The following is a 16179-nucleotide window of genomic DNA, read 5'->3' as shown; positions in this document are numbered from 1 at the left end:
CGGCGCAACCGTTCCCCGCCTGTTTCACGTCCTTCTGGGCAGCAGCGCAGATGAAGCGACAGCGCGCACTCGGCACTCCAGAAGGGCACCACACGGCATGGGCATCATCAGCTGGATCATCCTCGGACTGCTGGCCGGTGCCATCGCCAAGATCCTGCTCCCGGGCCGCGACCCGGGCGGCCTGATCGGCACCACGCTCATCGGCGTCGCGGGCGCCTTCATCGGCGGCTGGATATCGTCCCGCTGGCTCGACCGCCCCATCACCAAGGACTTCTACGACGGCGCCACGTGGGTCTCCGCGATCGGCGGCGCGCTCGTCCTGCTGATCGTCTACCGCATCTTCTTCGGCGACTCCCGCAGCCGCCGCTGAGGCCCTCCGCGGCAGACGAAGGGGCGGCACCCGGCCGGGTGCCGCCCCTTCGTCCAGGTAGGCGGAGAGAACTCCCCACTGCCTACGCGCAGACCTACCGGTAGTTCACGTACTGCAGCGCGAAGTCGAAGTCCTGGCCCTTGAGCAGCGCCTGCACGGCCTGGAGGTCGTCACGGCTCTTGGAGCTGACCCGCAGCTCATCGCCCTGCACCTGCGCCTTGACGCCCTTGGGGCCCTCGTCACGGATGATCTTCGCCACCTTCTTGGCGTTCTCCTGGGAGATGCCCTCCTCGATGGAGGCGAAGATCTTGTACTCCTTGCCGGAGAGCTGCGGCTCACCGGCGTCCAGCGCCTTCAGCGAGATGCCCCGCTTGACCAGCTTGGACTGGAAGACGTCGAGGATGGCCTTGACCCGCTCCTCGGAGTTGGCCTCCATCAGGATCTTCTCGCCTGACCAGGAGATGGAGGCGCCCACGTTCTTGAAGTCGTAGCGCTGCGAGATCTCCTTGCCGGCCTGGTTGAGGGCGTTGTCGACCTCCTGCCGCTCGACCTTCGAGACGATGTCGAAACTGGAGTCGGCCATGTCCTGTGGCTCCTTGTATCGGGGACTGATCGGTTTCCGATCGGGTTCTGGTCGGGCGCTCGCCGAAGCGGTGGCGCCGCGCCTAAAGCCTAGCCACCGCCCGGCGCCCCTCCGTCGATCAATCGGGTGGCGAAGCACCCCCGTGCATCAGGTATTGTTTACGTCGTTGCCAGGGAGCACCGCCACCGAGCGGGGCCCGGGGCAGCGAACCCCAGGCGGTGTGCCCGAGCGGCCAAAGGGAGCAGACTGTAAATCTGCCGGCTCAGCCTTCCCAGGTTCGAATCCTGGCGCCGCCACACTTGGGGGAAGCCCCCTCCGGATTCCGGAGGGGGCTTCGTCGTGTCCGGGGGCCGACGCGCCGGGGGAGTGCGGCACCGAGTCGTCGGGGCCCGCCCGCCCCGCCGGTCCGCGCGGCCCAGACGAGGGCCTGGGAGCGCCCTCAGGCCCGTCCCGTACGCCTCACCACCCCCGCCCCGGCGCACGGCCGTCCCGGAGCCCCACACGGCCGTCCAGCCACCCGCTCCCCGCAAGGGCGCCCCACTCCACCCCGGCCAGCACTGTGCAAGCAGCACCCTTGTGTGACGCATGGGGCGGCTCTAGGGTGAACCGCCTTATTGCATACGGGTGTTCGATCCCGAGGGGGCGAGGGGGAGGCATGGAGATCAAGAAGACCGTGATCCGTGAGGAAGAACGCACCAACCGCAGGCCGGCCATCATGGAGAAGCGGCCGACTCGCTGAGCTACCAAGAAGAGAGCGGCATGCGCGTTCAGCTGGTGACCATGCCCTGGCACCCGATCGACCTGCCCTCCCTCCAGGTGGGCCTGCTGCACCAGCTGCTGCGGCAGGTCCGCCCCGGTGACGAGGTGCGCGAGTTCCACGGCTCACTGCGCTGGGCGGAGTTCCTGCTCACCCGCTCGGATGGCCGACTGCGCCCTGGCGACTACGAGGCGATCGGCAGTGACGCGATCTTCCACGGACTCGGCGACTGGGTCTTCTCCGGAGTGCTCTACGAGGACGAGGGCTGGGGCGTCGAGAAGCTCCACGCGTACGCGCGCGGGCGCCGGCTCTGTGCCGACACACTCGACACCGTCTCCCGGATGCGGGCGCACGCCGCCGCCTACATAGACCTGTGCGCCGACGAGGTCCTCGCCCACGACCCCGACGTCGTCGGTTTCACCACCACCTTCATGCAGAACGTGCCCTCCCTCGCGCTCGCCCGCGCACTCAAGCGCCGCCGCCCCCACCTCACGGTCGTCCTCGGCGGCAGCAACTGCGACGGCCCCATGGGCCACGCCCTGCACCGCAACCACCCCTACGTCGACCACGTAGTGCGCGGCGAGGGCGAGTACGCCTTCCCGGCGCTCCTGGCCCACCTCGACGCCGGGACGCCGCCCGAGGACGTACCGGGCCTGTGCTGGTGGGACGGCTCGCAGGGGCCCGCGGTGAGCCGTGCCAACATCGAGACCCGCCGCACCGTGGCCCCCGCCGACATCCCCTCGCCCGACTACGACCAGTGGCAGGCGGAGATCGAGGCCTCCCCGGTCATCGGGTACGTGTACCCGAAGCTGGTCGTCGAAGGGGCCCGCGGCTGCTGGTGGGGCGAGAAGCACCACTGCACCTTCTGCGGGCTCAACGGCTCCGCCATGGCCTTCAGGTCCAAGCCCGGCGAGCGGCTGTGGGACGAGATCGACCGGCTGGTGCGCCGCCACCGCCTCCTCGACGTCGTCACCGTCGACAACATCATCGACATGGCGTACTTCAAGGACTTCCTGCCGCGCGCGGCCGAGAGCGGCTGGGACCTGCGGATGCACTACGAAGTGAAGTCCAACCTCAGCAAGGAGCAGATCGCCCTGCTCGGCGAGGCCGGAGCCGTCCTGCTCCAGCCCGGCATCGAGAGCCTCAGCGACCGCGTCCTCGACCTCATGGACAAGGGCGTCACCGGCGCCCGCAACATCCGTACGCTGCGCGAGTTCGACAACCACGCGATCACCTGTACCTGGAACTATCTCTACGGCTTCCCGGGCGAGACCACGGACGACTACGCGCGCGTGCTCGACCAGCTGCCGGCCCTCGTCCACCTCCAGCCGCCCGGCGGCGCCCACCGCATCCAGCTGGAACGCTTCAGCCCGCACTTCACGAACCCCGCCCTGGGCTTCGCCGCACGCCGCCCCGCGGAGATGTACGGACACGTATACGACCTGCCGGAGCACGAACTGGCCGACCTGGTCTACCTGTTCGACACCGAGGACGCGGGGATCGGCGGGGACACGGAGGACCGGCTCCTCGCGGGCGTCGCCCAGTGGCGAGCCGGGCACGACGTGTCCTCCCTCGTCATGGAGGAGGCGGGTGACGACCGGGACGCCCTCCTGGTACGTGACCGGCGGCAGGGGTGGCCGCAGCGCACCTACTGGTTCAGCGGCTGGCAGGCCGCGGCCCTGCGCCACCTGGAGGACGGCCGCACCGAACCGGCCCTCCACCGCAAGCTGACCGCCGACGGCCACGAGGTCCCTGCCGAGGAGGTCGGCAGCTGGCTCGCCGACGCCCTCGCGCTCGGTCTGCTCTTCCGCGACGACCGCACCTACGTCTCCCTGCCGACCCGGACCGCCCCGATCCGCGTCGACCGCGAGGTCGGCGCCGTACCGACCGCGCCGCTCACGGCGACGCCGCCCCTGGCCTCCGTCTCCGGGACGGTGGCCGGATGACCGCCCCGGACGGTACCGGACGTGGCCCGATCGGCACCCGGCCTCCCCGGCCCGACGCCCGCCCCCTCGGGCTCGACATCCGGCCTCCCCGGCCCGACGCCCGCCCCTCCGGGCCCGACACCCGGCCCTCCCACCCCCACACGCAGCCCACCGGCCCGACGGTCCTGCCCCCCACCGTCCCCCACCACCTGACCGGCACCGACGTCCATGTGACCGAGCCGCTGCAGCTGCCCCTGCGCGCGGGCGCGGACCGGGACCGCCGGGGGGACGGGGGACACCGGGGGGACGGCCGCGCCGCCACGCAGGCGGTCCAGTTCCTGCGCGAGTGCCTGAGCCACGGACTGCGTGTTACGTATGACGTCCGACCTGGTACGTATAACCTCCGCGCTCTGCGCCACCTGCCCCCGCCCGCCGAACGCCCGGCGGAAGCAGCGGAGTTGACCGCCTGGCGGGCCGGACACGCCTACGGGATGCTCTACCACCGCCGCGGCCCGGACTTCGTGACCGTCATGGACCGCAGGGAGCGCCCCGCGTCACTGCGCTTCACCCTCGACCACCCCGACCTCCTGAGCGCCTTCGACGCGCTGCACGAGGCCATGCCGCTCGACGCGCTGCCGCCCGTACAGCGGGAGGCGGCCGACCTGCTGGCGGCCGAACGGCTCGCCCTGATCGTCGACGGCTGGGCGGTGGCACTGCCGCCCCGGCTGCGCCGCTGGCCCGTGCCCTGCACGGGGATCTGACGGGTGACCACGGCCACGGCCGACGACACCGCGCTGGGGCGGCACCGCCCCTTCCTGCTGCTGTGCGGCGAGCAGATCGCCAGTTCGCTCGGCCGGCAGATCACCGCGCTCGCCCTGGCGCTGCTGGCGGTGACGGGCCTGGACGCGGGTCCGCTCGGCGCGGCCTCGGTGCTCGCGCTGACGTACCTGCCAGGGGCCCTGCTGAGCCCGCTGGCCGGGGTCCTCGTCGACCGGGTGCGGCTGCGGAACCTGCTCGCCGCGGTGACCTGCGCCCAGGCCCTCGTCGTCGGTTCCGTCCCGGCCGCGGCCGCGGCGGGCGGCCTGACCCGCGGGCACCTGTACGGCGTCGCCGTCGTCTCCGGCGCCCTGACCTTCACCCTCTCCGTGGCACTCCAGGCAGCCCTGCCCCGCGTCGTGCCACCCGGCCGCCTGCTCGGCGCCAACTCCGCGCTGACGGCGGCCCGTACGAGCGGTCAGATCGGCGGCCCCGCGCTCGGCGGCGTCCTGGTCGGGCTCGTCGGCCCGGCCCCGGCCCTCCTCGCGGGCAGCGCCGCCTACGCGGTGGAGGCGCTGCTGGTGCTCGCCCTGCCGGCCACGCTCAACCTACGTAGGAGGCGCGGCGCGAACTCCCCCTTGGATGCGCTCTGCGCGGGCCTCACCGCTGTCCGCAGCCAGCCGCGACTGCGCCGCATGGTCGTCTCCGGTGCGGGTCTCAACCTGGGCAGCGGTGCCGCGACCGGTCTGTACGTCTTCTATGCAGCTCGCGAACTCGGGCTGACCGCCTGGCAGTTAGGCGTGACGTACGCGGTCTACAGTGCGGCCACGGTCGCGGGCGCGCTGCTCGCGCGCCGGTTCGCCCGCACGGCGGGACTGTGGCAGGCCACCCGGATGTGCGGCGTCGTCGCGGGCGCCGCGGTGTTCCTCATCCCGGCGGCGTCGCTCGGCCCCGCGTTCGTGCTCCTGCTCGCCTACCAAGTCACGTACGGACTCTCCGGCACGGTCTGGATGATCTCCATGACGACGACGCAGCAACAGGTCACGCCGGAGGAGATGCAGGGCAGGGTGGCCGGGCTGGTGCAGTCCGTGCTGCTGGCGGGGGTCCCGGTCGGGGCGTTCGCGGGCGGCGCGCTGGCGACCCGGCTCGGCAACGTGCCCGTCCTGCTGGGCTCGGCGACGGCGGCACTCATCTCGGCGGCGACGCTCTGGGCGCCGTTACGGGCTCCCGGGGCCGACGCGGCGGACCCGGCGGACCGGACCGGCCTGCGTGACCCCGCGGACCGGACGGACCCGCTCGACCCCCTCGACCCGCCCGGAGGCCTCCCGAACCGGCCCTGAGCGGCGCGCCCACCGCCAACCGCGGGTCCCGCCGTGTGCCCGGGCGGCTGACGACGCAGACTTGACCCATGTCTTCGCCCTCCACGTCGACCGCGTCCGCAGCGTCCCGCCGTCGCACCTGTCCCGAGTGCCGGCGCGACATCGCCGTCGTCGGCGGCCGTTTCGCCCGTCACGACCCGCCGGGGGCCCGCGCCGCGGGCGAACTGGTCTCCTGCCCCGGCTCCCGCCGCAGGGCGCAGCTCGGCGCCGTGCAGGACACGCTCGACGGATACGCGGTCCCGTACGTCCCCGGACAGCTGCCGCTCTTCTGAGGACAAGCCTCCCGAGAGGGCCTGCCAGGGACCACGTACGACGAGCCTCCTGAGAGGCCCTGCCAGAGACCGCGTACGACGAGCCTCCTGAGAGGCCCTGCCAGAGACCGCGTACGACGAGCCTCCCGAGAGGCCCTGCCAGGGACCGCGTACGGGACCCGTCAGTTCCCGGCGACCGACTTCACAGCCACCGTCACCGGCGCCGAACCGGAGACCAGTTCGAGCGTCAGCCCCGCGGTGCCGGGCGTGTCCACCAGCTCGGCGATGACCGCGGCCACGTCGTCGCGCGGGACCGACCCGCGCCCGGTCGAGGCCTCCAGACGGACCAGCCCGGTGCCGGCGTCGTCGGTCAGGGAGCCGGGCCGCAGGATCGTCCAGTCCAGGCCCGTACGGCGGCGTACGTCGTCGTCGGCCGCGCCCTTGGCCCGCAGGTACACGTCGAAGATCTCGTCGCCCTGGTGCGAGGCGTCCGCGCCCATGGACGAGATCACGATGTACCGGCGCACCCCGGCCCGCTCGGCCGCGTCGGCGAAGAGCACGGCGGCGTCCCGGTCCACGGTGTCCTTGCGGGACGTGCCGCTGCCCGGGCCCGCGCCCGCAGCGAAGACGGCCGCGCCCGCGCCCTGGAGATGCGCGGCGACCTGCTCCACCGACGCCGACTCCAGGTCGCACAGGACCGGTTCCGCACCGGCCGCGCGCAGGTCGTCGCCCTGCTCGGCGTTGCGGATGATCCCCGCCACCTCGTCCCCGCGCGCGGAGAGCACCCGCTCCAGCCGCAGCGCGATCTGACCGTGACCCCCAGCAATGACAATGCGCATGCTTCCGACCGTACGCCCGGCGGCGAAAGTTCACCGCGCAACCACGCCCCGGCTCGCCGAGCACCCACCTACCGCACGCAGTGGCCCGCACTCACGCGCGCGTGCCCCCGACGCTCCGTGCTGCCCCCGGACAGACCCGCCCTACGCCGGCCCGCCGCCTTCGTACTTGGCCGTCCGTCCCTGCCGTGGCAGATCGAGCGCCACCGCTGCCGCGGAGTCGCAGTACTCCCGTACGGCGCTGGTCCGCGCCACCACCCGCCCCCGGTGCACGACGATGCGGCTGTAGGCGAGGGACAGGGCCGCAGCCAGCCGTTCGCCCCGTACGGCGAGGAGTTCCGCGGGGAAGCCCGCCTCCAGGCGCACCTCCGGCAGCCCCATCGCGGCCCGGGCCGCCGAACTCACCGCCTCGTACGCGTCCTCGGCCCGCATCCCGTGGCGCGAGGCCAGCAGGTACGCGGCCTCCAGGGGGTCGCCCCGGCCGACCGGGTTCGACAGGTCCCGCAGTGCCCCGCTGCCGGCGGCCACCCGCACCCCCGCCGCGCGCAGCAGCCGGACCGGCGCGACCTCCCGGCTGTCCACCCCCGCGCAGCCGCTCTGCGGCAGGCACACCGCCATCACGCCGGCCGACGCGAGCCGGTCCACGGCGCGCCGCGCCGCCTCGCCCGGCACCCGCGCAAGACCGCCCAGAGGCCCGACGACGACCCCGGAACGCAGCCCGGCCGCGGCCGCCGCGAGCCGGCCGAGCCGCACCGGGTCGGCGCCGTCCGTGTGCAGGTCCACCGGGCAGCCGTGCTCGGCGGCGACCTCAAGGACGGCCTCTACGTAGCCCGTTGGGTCGGGGTCCAGGTCCGGGCAGCCGCCCACTACGGATGCGCCCATCTTCACCGCGTCCCGCAGCATCGCGAGCCCGTCCGCCCCGGCCAGCCCGGTCAGCAGCCGGGGCATCGCCACGGTCCGCAGATCCGCGAGGCCCACCAGCGAACGCCGCGCCTTCAGAGCGGCCTCCATCGAACCGAGCCCCTCCATGTCGCCGATCCGCACATGGGAGCGCAACGCGGTGGCTCCGTGCCCGAGTTGCAGCAGCGCGGACTCGGTGGCGCGGCGCTGGACGTCTCCCGCGTCGTAGGAGACGGGCCCGTCGCTGTCGGCGGACAGGGCCGTGTCGCCGTGGGCGTGCGGCTCGGCGGGAGCGGGCAGCAGCAGGTACCCGGAGAGGTCCACGCGCGCGGTGCGGGCGGTCAGGCTGCCGACCGTGCCGACCGCCTCGATGCGCCCGCCGCCCAGCCGCACGTCCACGGTCCTGCCGTCGGCGAGCCGGGCACCGCACAGCAGCAGGCCGGAGCTGTCCGGCGCGTCACCCGGAGAGCCGGGGGAGCCGGGGGAGGGGGGCTGCTGAGGCGGGGTGTCGGGCATCGCGCTCCAGGGGGCTCGTCGGGCTCGTGCTGCGGACAAGATCACGCAGGGGGTGGGACGAGCCTAGGACGGCCGCGCGGGAGCGTCGCGGAGGCCGAATTAGTCGTACAGATGGGGTCCGTGAGGCGGGGGCGCAGGCCGCCCGAAACGGATTTGGGCGATCGGCGGGCAACCGTGTAATGTCTTCATCGCTCGCCCCAATAGCTCAGTCGGTAGAGCGTCTCCATGGTAAGGAGAAGGTCTGCGGTTCGATTCCGCATTGGGGCTCTGGTGTGAAGTTCCCTCACCCTCTGGTGAGGGGTCATCGCATCACAGCGGTGTAGCTCAGTCGGTAGAGCAAGCGGCTCATAATCGCTGTGTCACCGGTTCAAGTCCGGTCACCGCTACTGACAGTAGCCGATTGTGGGGTCGGTCCTTCGATCGGCTACTCTTTTATGCGTTAAACCTGTCCCATCCGTTCGTCAAGGAGCACTCACGTGGCTGCCACCGACGTCCGCCCGAAGATCACGCTGGCCTGCGTGGAGTGCAAGGAGCGGAACTACATCACCAAGAAGAACCGGCGTAACGACCCGGACCGACTGGAGATGAAGAAGCACTGCCCGCGTTGCAACGCGCACACCGCGCACCGCGAAACGCGATAAATCAGGCTCGTACACGAGGCCGTCCCCGTAAGGGGGCGGCCTCGTGTCGTTGACACACCCAGGAGGTGCCGAGTCCATGGCGCTCGACCAGTCCTTCGTGGGGCGGACCTACCCGCCCACCGCACCGTACGAGGTCGGCCGGGAGAAGATCCGCGAGTTCGCCGAGGCCGTGGGGGACCCCAACCCCGCCTACGTCGACCGCGAGGCCGCCCAGCGACTCGGTCACGCGGACGTGATCGCCCCGCCCACCTTCGTCTTCGCGATCTCCTTCAAGGCCGCGGGCGACGTCGTGCACGACCCGGAGCTGGGGCTCGACTACAGCCGCGTCGTCCACGGCGACCAGAAGTTCGCCTATACGCGCCCGGTGCGCGCGGGCGACAAGTTGACGGTGACCTCGACCATCGAGGGCATCAAGTCCCTCGCGGGCAACGACATCATCGACGTCCGCGGCGAGGTCCACGACGAGGCGGGCGAGCACGTCGTGACCGCCTGGACCAAGCTCGTCTCGCGCGCCGCCGAGGAGGCCTGATCATGGCGACGACCATCACCTACGCGGACGTCGAGGTCGGCACCGAGCTGCCGGCGCAGACCTTCTCCGTGACCCGCGCCACCCTCGTCCAGTACGCGGGTGCCTCCGGTGACTTCAACCCGATCCACTGGAACGAGAAGTTCGCGGTCGAGGTCGGCCTGCCGGACGTGATCGCGCACGGCATGTTCACCATGGCCGAGGCGATCCGCGTCGTCACCGACTGGACCGGCGACCCGGCCGCCGTCGTCGAGTACGGCGTCCGGTTCACCAAGCCGGTCGTCGTCCCGAACGACGACAAGGGCGCCGAGATCGCCGTCAGCGCCAAGGTCGCGGCCAAGCTCGACGACAACCGCGTCCGGATCGACCTGACCGCCATGAGCGCGGGCCAGAAGGTCCTCGGCATGTCGCGGGCGGTCGTCCAGCTCGCCTGACGGGCCTCCAGGGCGGCGCCAGGGCCGCGGCCCTGCCCGCCGCTTCGTAGCAGAGAGTAAGGGGCGTTCTCCTGCAGGACGCCCCTTACGTGTGTCCTCGCCCACATCTATGGAGCTGCACGGCTCCCCTTGACGTAGATAGTGATTGGCCACTAACTTAATCGCATGGTCAGGATGAGTGCCGAGGAGCGACGCGAGAGCGTCGTTCGCGCGGCGATGATCGAATTCGCCCGCGGTGGCTACAAGGGGACGTCCACCGAGGCGATCGCCAAGCGTGTAGGGGTGTCGCAGCCTTATCTCTTCCGGCTCTTCCCGGACAAGGAGGCCATCTTCCTCGCGGCGGCCCGGCGCTGCTGCGAGCGGACCACGGAGGTCTTCCAGGTGGCCTCCGAGGGGCTCGACGGCGAAGCCGCCCTGCACGCGATGGGAGCGGCGTACCAGGCGCTCATCGCCGACGACCCCGAAGTGCTGCTCATGCAGATGCAGATGTACGTCGCTGTCGCCTCGGCCGAGGCCGGGGGCGACCGGGAGTTCGGGGAGACGCTGCGGGCCGGCTGGATGGAGATGTACGACACCGTCCGGCTGGCGCTGGGAGCGGACGTCGGGGACACCACCCAGTTCCTCGCCTACGGCATGCTCGTCAACGTCCTGGTCTCCATGGGCTTCCAGCCCGGCCACCGGGTCTGGACCGGCTTCTACGAGACGGTGCAGCCGCGGCAGTGAGTGCGCGTGCCTGGAGGGCGCGCATTCGCTTGGCCGCAAAAGTTAGTCATCAATAACTAACCAAAGATCACTGGGGGAACCAATGTCATCAGCACTGCCGCCTCGGCCCGCACCGCGCGGGGGAGCCGTCTGGGCCCTCGTCATCACCAGCGTCGCCGGTTTCATGGCGGCACTCGACAACCTCGTCGTCACCACCGCGCTGCCCTCCATCCGCACGGACCTCGGCGGCGCCCTCGACGACCTGGAATGGACGGTCAGCGCCTACACGCTGACCTTCGCCGTCCTCCTGATGTTCGGCGCCGCGCTCGGTGACCGGTTCGGCCGCAGGCGCCTCTTCCTGGTCGGCCTCACCGTGTTCACCGGCGCCTCCGCCGCCGCGGCCATGGCCACCGGGATCGAGTCGCTCATCGCGGCCCGCGCCGTTCAGGGCGTCGGCGCCGCGATCATGATGCCGCTGACGCTGACCCTGCTGACCGCGGCCGTCCCGGCGGCCAAGCGCGGGATGGCGTACGGCATCTGGGGCGCCGTCAACGGCCTGGCCGTCGCCTCGGGGCCGCTCATCGGCGGCAGCCTCACCGAACACGTCTCCTGGCACTGGATCTTCTGGCTGAACGTCCCGCTGGGCCTGGTCCTGCTGCCCCTCGCCCGGCTGCGCCTGACCGAGTCCCACGGCTCCGGCGCGCCTCTGGACATCATGGGCACCGTCCTCGCCAGCGGGGGCCTCTTCGGCATCGTCTACGCCCTCGTGCGGGCGCCCCTGGACGGGTGGACCAGCCCCGTCGTCCTGCTCGGCCTCTTCGCCGGAGCCGCGCTGCTGGCCGGGTTCGTCCGCCACGGCATCCAGGGCAAGAACCCCATGCTCCCCATGCGCCTCTTCCGCTCCCGCGCGTTCGCCGGGATCAACGCCGCGAGCCTGCTGATGTTCCTCGGCATGTTCGGGTCGATCTTCCTGCTCAGCCAGTTCATGCAGGGGGTGCTCGGCTACTCGCCGACCGAGGCGGGCCTGCGGATGCTGCCGTGGACCGGGATGCCGATGCTGGTCGCCCCGGTCGCCGGATACCTCTCCGACCGGATCGGCGGCCGCCCGGTCGTCGCGACCGGCCTGTTCCTCCAGGCCGTCGGGCTCGCCTACTACGCCCTGACGATCGCACCCGACGTCTCGTACACCGCCCAGCTGCCGGCGCTGGTCATCAGCGGCATCGGGATGTCCCTGTACTTCGCCCCCGCCTCCAACCTGGTCATGTCCAGCGTCCGGCCGCACGAGCAGGGCATCGCCTCCGGCTCCAACAACGCCCTGCGCGAGGTCGGCGGCGCGCTCGGCATCGCGGTGATGTCGTCGATCTTCGCGGCGCACGGCGCCTACGACTCCGCGCAGCACTTCGTGGACGGCATACAGCCCGCCCTGTGGGTCGGTGCCGCGGCTGTCGCCGTGGCCGGCGTCGCCACGCTCTTCATCCCGCGCCGCACCCCTACGAAGGTGGCGGGGGACAGCGCACCGGCCCCCGTCCTGGAGAACGCCTGACACCCGGCATCCGTACGCACCGGAAGGACGGCCTGCCGCGCTTCCCATGACACCAGGACCGGTACCGGGGCCTCCTGGCCCGGGGACGGCCCCGCCCGCGCGGCGGGGCCGTTCTCGTACCCTGGGGCGCGTGCAGGAACTCCACGACGCCCCCCTCGCCCCCCTGACCACCTTCCGGCTCGGCGGCCCCGCCGCCCGGCTGCTCACCGCGACGACCGACGCCGACGTGGTCGCCGCGGTGCGCGAGGCCGACACGGCCGGCACCCCGCTGCTGATCATCGGCGGCGGCAGCAACCTGGTCATCGGCGACCAGGGGTTCGCCGGTACCGCCCTGCGCATCGCCACCAAGGGCTTCTCGCTCGACGGCACGAAACTCGAACTGGCCGCGGGCGAGGTGTGGACCGACGCCGTGGCGCGCACCGTCGAGGCGGGGCTCGCGGGCATCGAGTGCCTCGCCGGGATCCCGGGCTCGGCCGGCGCCACGCCGATCCAGAACGTGGGGGCGTACGGCCAGGAGGTCTCCGCCACGATCACCGAGGTCGTCGCCTACGACCGCACGGCGGGCGAGACGGTCACGCTGGCCAACGCCGACTGCGCCTTCTCCTACCGCCACAGCCGCTTCAAGGCCGAACCCGACCGCTACGTAGTGCTGCGCGTGCACTTCGAGCTGGAGGACGCGGGCGGACTGAGCGCGCCCATCAAGTACCCGGAGACCGCGCGCACCCTCGGGGTCGAGGCCGGGGACCGGGTCCCCGCCGCCACCGCGCGCGAGACCGTCCTGAAGCTGCGCGCGGGCAAGGGCATGGTGCTCGACCCGGAGGACCACGACACCTGGTCGGCCGGCTCGTTCTTCACCAACCCGATTCTTACGGAGGCGGAGTTCGCCGCCTTCCGCGCGCGCGTGGCCGAGCGGCTCGGCCCCGACGCCAAGGCGCCCGCGTTCCCGGCCGGGGAGGGGCTCACCAAGACCTCGGCGGCCTGGCTCATCGACAAGGCCGGCTTCACGAAGGGGTACGGCACCGGTCCGGCCCGCATCTCCACCAAGCACACGCTCGCCCTGACCAACCGCGGCGCGGCCACCACCGAGGACCTGCTCGCTCTCGCCCGCGAGGTCGTGGCGGGCGTCCGCGAGGCCTTCGGCGTGACGCTGGTCAACGAGCCGGTCACCGTCGGCGTGCGGCTCTGAGCTGCGCGTTCTCATTGACCCGGGCGATCCTCGCCCCGGATAGTGGCGGCGTCGAGACGATCGACACGCACATCAGGGGTGGGGACCACACATGCAGGAGAACGACGGGCAGTCCGTGCTGCTCGCCCACGAACGCGCCCAGGCGCTGCTGCTCGCGGGAGAACCGGCGCGGGCGCGCGCCGAGGCGCAGCGAGCCCTGGACGAGCACGGGCCGCACGCGGCCCTCTATGCGGTCCTGGGCCGGGCCCACCGGGCGGAGGACGAGGACGACCACGACACCGCGGCGGAGCGCGCCTACCGGGCCGGGCTCGCGCACTTCCCGGACGATCTGGACCTGCTCGCCGGGTACGCCGAGCTGGGCCTCGCCAGTGACGTCATGGAGCAGCCGGGGCGAGAGGCGCGCGGCCGGCAGGCGGCGGACCGGCTGCGGGAGCTGGCGCCGGGTTCGCCGCAGGCGCTGCGTGTCGGGGAGGTGGCCGGGAGCGGCGGCGGGCCCCGGCAGCCGTCACTCGAACACGCCCAGCGCTACGACGCCAGGGCGGCGCTGAACAGCGGCGTAGCCCTCGATGTCGTGGCCGGGCAGGCCCGGGAGGCCGCTCGTGCCTGGCCCTGCGACCGGCGTCTCGCGGTCCGTGCCGAGACCCTGGCCGCGCTCGCCTCTCCCACCAGGTCCCGCACCTTGGTCGCGGCGGTGCTGAGGTCCCCGTACCGGACGGCGTTCGTCCTGTGCGGGGCGCTGTCCGCCTGGCTGCTCGCCGTGCCCGCGCTCGGCCTGCCCTGGCCGTACTGCCTGTTCGGGCTGGTCGTGACCGTCCCCGTCGGGATGGAGCGGGCCCTGCTGGGACGGGCGCGCCGCACGGCCGAGCGGCGGCTCCCCGCCGGGTACGCCGCACCGGCGCCCGGCGCACCCGACATTCCGCTCCCCACGCGTCGCGAGCGGGCCGCGCTGGGGCTGGTGCTCACGATCACGGCCGCGGCGGTGTGCGGGTCCGTGGGGTGGCAGTACATGCGGGCGACGGAGTACCCCCACTACGTGGCGGTGGTGCCGCGGTCCTTCCATGGCGTCCCGCTGAGCGAGAACGATCCCATGAACGCGTACATGGACTCCTACTTCGCGGACATGCCGATGCCGTCCGGCGCGCGGACGTTCTCGGGCTTCTACAAGGACGAGGATTCCGGTGCCGGGATCCTCCTCGTAGGGGCGACGGGTGATCTGCACGCCGAGGACCCCGACGATCTGCTGGCGGTCGTGGGGGAGGGCGGGGCCCCTCTCGGGATCGGCGTACAGGACTCCTGGAGCGCCGATCCGGGGCCGCTCGGTGGGCGGATGGTGTGCACGACATACGGCGCGGCCGTGGGCGGCATGGGTATCTGCACCTGGATCGACAAGGGGAGCGTCGGCATGGTGATGGGCGGTCTCACTGGCTCCGGCGACCGTGCGGTGCTGGCCCGGCTGACCAGAGAGCTGCGCCGCGCCACCCTGATGCCCGCGGAGAGAGGCGCGGCCTAGGAGGCGCTCAGTACGCCACCCCTACGCCTTGCTTGACCGTCGCCGGGTCCTCCACCGCCGCCAGCATCGCGTGGGCCACGTCCGCGCGGGAGATGAAGCGGCCCGAGCGCGGAAAACCGCCCACGACGGTGCGGTACGAACCCGTCAGGGGCTTGTCCTGGAGCCGCGGCGGCCGCACGGAGGTCCAGTCGGTCGCGCTGGCGGCCAACGCCGCCTCCATGGCCGTCAGATCGACGTAGATGCCCTTGAGGAGCGCGTCGACCACCTTCATCACCGCGCGGTCCCGCAGCGGCTGGTCCGCGGGCTGCGGGCCGACCGGGGCCGCGCTGACCACCACCAGCCGGCGCACGCCCTCCGTCTCCATCGCCTCCAGGACCGACCGGGTCAGCCGCGTCGCGATCCCCGCGTCCGCGCGCTTGCGGGCCCCGAGACCCGACAGCACGGCGTCGCGGCCCGCGACCGCGGGCCGCAGCGACCCGGGATCCATGAGATCCCCGCGGAACACCTCAAGGCCCGCGCCCGTCACCGTGAACCGCGCCGGGTCCCGCACCACCGCCGTCACCTGGTGCCCGGCCGCCAGGGCCTGCCGGACGATCTCCTGTCCGATGCCGCCCGTGGCACCGAAAACCGTGAGCTTCATGGTCAACCCCCAGATGTGCGTCCGTCGGTGGGTGAGTGTTCACTCACCCTGTCCCGCCCTTAGGGTGAGTGAGTACTCACCCACGCGTCAAGCTCTCCGGAGGCCCGCCATGGACCAGCAACCGGCCCGGGCCCGCATCATCGAGGCGGCCCACGACCTCATGCGGGACATCGGCCTCGTGCGCACCACCACCAAGCAGATCGCCCTGGCCGCCGGATGCTCGGAAGCAGCGCTCTACAAGTACTTCGCCAACAAGGAAGAGCTCTTCGTGACCGTGCTGCGCGAGCGGCTGCCGAAGCTGGGCTCGCTCTTCGGCCGGCTGCTCACCGAGAGCGCGGAGAACCCCGGGCGCACGGTCGAGGAGAACCTCACCGACATCGCGCGCGAAGCAGCCCTCTTCTATGAGCAGACGTTTCCGATGGCTGCCTCCCTGTATGCGGAGCCGCAGCTGAAAAGGCGTCATGAAGACGTCATGCGCGAACTGGGCACCGGACCGCACCGGCCGATCCAGGGACTCGACGCCTACTTGCGCGCCGAACAGCGGGCGGGCCGCATCAGCGCCGACGCCGACACGTATGCGGCCGCTTCCCTCCTCCTCGGGGCCTGCGCCCAGCGCGCCTTCGCCTACGAGATGTCCCCGGACGGCCGGCCGCCCCAGTCGGTGGACGACTTCGCGACCCACATCGCGCGCACCCTGCTCACAGGAATCGCATAGGGTCTCTTC

Annotated in this window: 17 protein-coding genes and 3 tRNA genes; 16 read left to right on the top strand and 4 right to left on the bottom strand. The window is 72.1% G+C overall.

Annotated features, from left to right (window positions below; all coding sequences use genetic code 11):
• The first annotated feature begins 97 nt into the window (after window positions 1–97).
• On the top strand, window positions 98–370 hold the full coding sequence (locus tag ACIBW6_RS05755) for a GlsB/YeaQ/YmgE family stress response membrane protein (protein ID WP_399056998.1): 273 nt from the start codon (window positions 98–100) through the stop codon (window positions 368–370).
• A gap of 94 nt (window positions 371–464) precedes the next feature.
• On the opposite strand, the gene ACIBW6_RS05750 is transcribed toward ACIBW6_RS05755, so the two are convergent.
• The gene (locus ACIBW6_RS05750) at window positions 465–953 is read right to left on the bottom strand and encodes a YajQ family cyclic di-GMP-binding protein (protein WP_399056996.1); all 489 of its coding nucleotides are present in this window, start codon (window positions 951–953) and stop codon (window positions 465–467) included.
• Between the two features lie 214 nt (window positions 954–1167).
• Here ACIBW6_RS05750 and ACIBW6_RS05745 point away from each other — a divergent pair.
• The 5 genes from ACIBW6_RS05745 (at window position 1168) to ACIBW6_RS05725 (ending at window position 6042) form a co-directional block, all read left to right on the top strand.
• Window positions 1168–1249 (top strand) — tRNA-Tyr (locus tag ACIBW6_RS05745).
• Between the two features lie 463 nt (window positions 1250–1712).
• Window positions 1713–3656 carry a RiPP maturation radical SAM C-methyltransferase gene (locus tag ACIBW6_RS05740; protein WP_399056994.1) on the top strand — a complete coding sequence of 648 codons (1944 nt, stop codon included), beginning with the start codon at window positions 1713–1715 and terminating at the stop codon, window positions 3654–3656.
• The gene (locus ACIBW6_RS05735; protein WP_399056992.1) at window positions 3653–4396 is read left to right on the top strand and encodes a DUF5825 family protein; all 744 of its coding nucleotides are present in this window, start codon (window positions 3653–3655) and stop codon (window positions 4394–4396) included. The genes ACIBW6_RS05740 and ACIBW6_RS05735 overlap by 4 nt, the downstream gene beginning before the upstream one ends.
• A 3-nt stretch (window positions 4397–4399) precedes the next feature.
• Window positions 4400–5731: an MFS transporter gene (locus tag ACIBW6_RS05730; RefSeq protein WP_399056990.1), complete on the top strand. Its 1332-nt coding sequence runs from the start codon at window positions 4400–4402 to the stop codon at window positions 5729–5731.
• Window positions 5732–5799: 68 nt separating this feature from the next.
• Window positions 5800–6042: a hypothetical protein gene (locus ACIBW6_RS05725; protein ID WP_399056988.1), complete on the top strand. Its 243-nt coding sequence runs from the start codon at window positions 5800–5802 to the stop codon at window positions 6040–6042.
• A gap of 161 nt (window positions 6043–6203) precedes the next feature.
• On the opposite strand, the gene ACIBW6_RS05720 is transcribed toward ACIBW6_RS05725, so the two are convergent.
• Both ACIBW6_RS05720 and ACIBW6_RS05715 read right to left on the bottom strand, forming a co-directional pair.
• The gene (locus tag ACIBW6_RS05720; RefSeq protein ID WP_399056986.1) at window positions 6204–6860 is read right to left on the bottom strand and encodes an SDR family oxidoreductase; all 657 of its coding nucleotides are present in this window, start codon (window positions 6858–6860) and stop codon (window positions 6204–6206) included.
• 141 nt (window positions 6861–7001) lie between these two features.
• The gene (locus ACIBW6_RS05715; RefSeq protein ID WP_399056984.1) at window positions 7002–8273 is read right to left on the bottom strand and encodes an amidohydrolase family protein; all 1272 of its coding nucleotides are present in this window, start codon (window positions 8271–8273) and stop codon (window positions 7002–7004) included.
• A gap of 194 nt (window positions 8274–8467) precedes the next feature.
• On the opposite strand from ACIBW6_RS05715, the gene ACIBW6_RS05710 reads away from it, so the two are divergent.
• The 9 genes from ACIBW6_RS05710 to ACIBW6_RS05670 all read left to right on the top strand — a co-directional run bounded on the left by ACIBW6_RS05710 (window position 8468) and on the right by ACIBW6_RS05670 (window position 14815).
• Window positions 8468–8540: transfer RNA gene (locus ACIBW6_RS05710), tRNA-Thr, on the top strand.
• Window positions 8541–8586: 46 nt separating this feature from the next.
• A tRNA-Met gene (locus tag ACIBW6_RS05705) sits at window positions 8587–8659 on the top strand.
• Between the two features lie 90 nt (window positions 8660–8749).
• Entirely contained in the window at window positions 8750–8914 is a 165-nt protein-coding gene (gene rpmG / locus ACIBW6_RS05700) for a 50S ribosomal protein L33 (RefSeq protein ID WP_004571794.1), read from the top strand.
• A gap of 76 nt (window positions 8915–8990) precedes the next feature.
• The gene (locus ACIBW6_RS05695) at window positions 8991–9443 is read left to right on the top strand and encodes a MaoC family dehydratase N-terminal domain-containing protein (protein WP_399056982.1); all 453 of its coding nucleotides are present in this window, start codon (window positions 8991–8993) and stop codon (window positions 9441–9443) included.
• 2 nt (window positions 9444–9445) lie between these two features.
• Window positions 9446–9874: a MaoC family dehydratase gene (locus ACIBW6_RS05690; RefSeq protein WP_399056980.1), complete on the top strand. Its 429-nt coding sequence runs from the start codon at window positions 9446–9448 to the stop codon at window positions 9872–9874.
• Between the two features lie 165 nt (window positions 9875–10039).
• The gene (locus tag ACIBW6_RS05685; RefSeq protein ID WP_399056978.1) at window positions 10040–10597 is read left to right on the top strand and encodes a TetR/AcrR family transcriptional regulator; all 558 of its coding nucleotides are present in this window, start codon (window positions 10040–10042) and stop codon (window positions 10595–10597) included.
• A gap of 82 nt (window positions 10598–10679) precedes the next feature.
• Window positions 10680–12119 (top strand): DHA2 family efflux MFS transporter permease subunit, encoded by a 1440-nt coding sequence (locus tag ACIBW6_RS05680; RefSeq protein ID WP_399056976.1) that lies wholly within the window; start codon window positions 10680–10682, stop codon window positions 12117–12119.
• 130 nt (window positions 12120–12249) lie between these two features.
• A complete protein-coding gene (locus tag ACIBW6_RS05675) occupies window positions 12250–13305 on the top strand; it encodes a UDP-N-acetylmuramate dehydrogenase (protein ID WP_399056974.1) in 1056 nt (351 codons plus the stop codon).
• 91 nt (window positions 13306–13396) lie between these two features.
• On the top strand, window positions 13397–14815 hold the full coding sequence (locus ACIBW6_RS05670) for a tetratricopeptide repeat protein (protein ID WP_399056972.1): 1419 nt from the start codon (window positions 13397–13399) through the stop codon (window positions 14813–14815).
• Window positions 14816–14822: 7 nt separating this feature from the next.
• Here the strand turns inward: ACIBW6_RS05670 and ACIBW6_RS05665 are convergent, their stop codons facing one another.
• Window positions 14823–15455, bottom strand: coding sequence for an NAD(P)-dependent oxidoreductase (locus tag ACIBW6_RS05665; protein ID WP_399056970.1), 633 nt, complete (start codon window positions 15453–15455; stop codon window positions 14823–14825).
• Between the two features lie 109 nt (window positions 15456–15564).
• Here ACIBW6_RS05665 and ACIBW6_RS05660 point away from each other — a divergent pair, with 109 nt between their 5' ends.
• Window positions 15565–16170 carry a TetR/AcrR family transcriptional regulator gene (locus ACIBW6_RS05660; protein WP_399056968.1) on the top strand — a complete coding sequence of 202 codons (606 nt, stop codon included), beginning with the start codon at window positions 15565–15567 and terminating at the stop codon, window positions 16168–16170.
• Window positions 16171–16179: the final 9 nt, after the last annotated feature.

The organism is Streptomyces sp. NPDC049813, from assembly GCF_044465085.1.
In the GTDB taxonomy this organism is placed as follows: domain Bacteria; phylum Actinomycetota; class Actinomycetes; order Streptomycetales; family Streptomycetaceae; genus Streptomyces.
Note: the sequence above shows the minus strand (reverse complement) of the source record. Positions and strands in the feature narration are given on the sequence as shown.

Coding starts and splice junctions, on each gene's coding strand:
- ACIBW6_RS05755 (WP_399056998.1), top strand. CDS start 98: ATGGGCATCATCAGCTGGATCATCCTCGGACTGCTGGCCGGTGCCATC.
- ACIBW6_RS05750 (WP_399056996.1), bottom strand. CDS start 953: ATGGCCGACTCCAGTTTCGACATCGTCTCGAAGGTCGAGCGGCAGGAG.
- ACIBW6_RS05740 (WP_399056994.1), top strand. CDS start 1,713: ATGCGCGTTCAGCTGGTGACCATGCCCTGGCACCCGATCGACCTGCCC.
- ACIBW6_RS05735 (WP_399056992.1), top strand. CDS start 3,653: ATGACCGCCCCGGACGGTACCGGACGTGGCCCGATCGGCACCCGGCCT.
- ACIBW6_RS05725 (WP_399056988.1), top strand. CDS start 5,800: ATGTCTTCGCCCTCCACGTCGACCGCGTCCGCAGCGTCCCGCCGTCGC.
- ACIBW6_RS05720 (WP_399056986.1), bottom strand. CDS start 6,860: ATGCGCATTGTCATTGCTGGGGGTCACGGTCAGATCGCGCTGCGGCTG.
- ACIBW6_RS05715 (WP_399056984.1), bottom strand. CDS start 8,273: ATGCCCGACACCCCGCCTCAGCAGCCCCCCTCCCCCGGCTCCCCCGGC.
- ACIBW6_RS05695 (WP_399056982.1), top strand. CDS start 8,991: ATGGCGCTCGACCAGTCCTTCGTGGGGCGGACCTACCCGCCCACCGCA.
- ACIBW6_RS05690 (WP_399056980.1), top strand. CDS start 9,446: ATGGCGACGACCATCACCTACGCGGACGTCGAGGTCGGCACCGAGCTG.
- ACIBW6_RS05685 (WP_399056978.1), top strand. CDS start 10,040: ATGGTCAGGATGAGTGCCGAGGAGCGACGCGAGAGCGTCGTTCGCGCG.
- ACIBW6_RS05680 (WP_399056976.1), top strand. CDS start 10,680: ATGTCATCAGCACTGCCGCCTCGGCCCGCACCGCGCGGGGGAGCCGTC.
- ACIBW6_RS05670 (WP_399056972.1), top strand. CDS start 13,397: ATGCAGGAGAACGACGGGCAGTCCGTGCTGCTCGCCCACGAACGCGCC.
- ACIBW6_RS05665 (WP_399056970.1), bottom strand. CDS start 15,455: ATGAAGCTCACGGTTTTCGGTGCCACGGGCGGCATCGGACAGGAGATC.
- ACIBW6_RS05660 (WP_399056968.1), top strand. CDS start 15,565: ATGGACCAGCAACCGGCCCGGGCCCGCATCATCGAGGCGGCCCACGAC.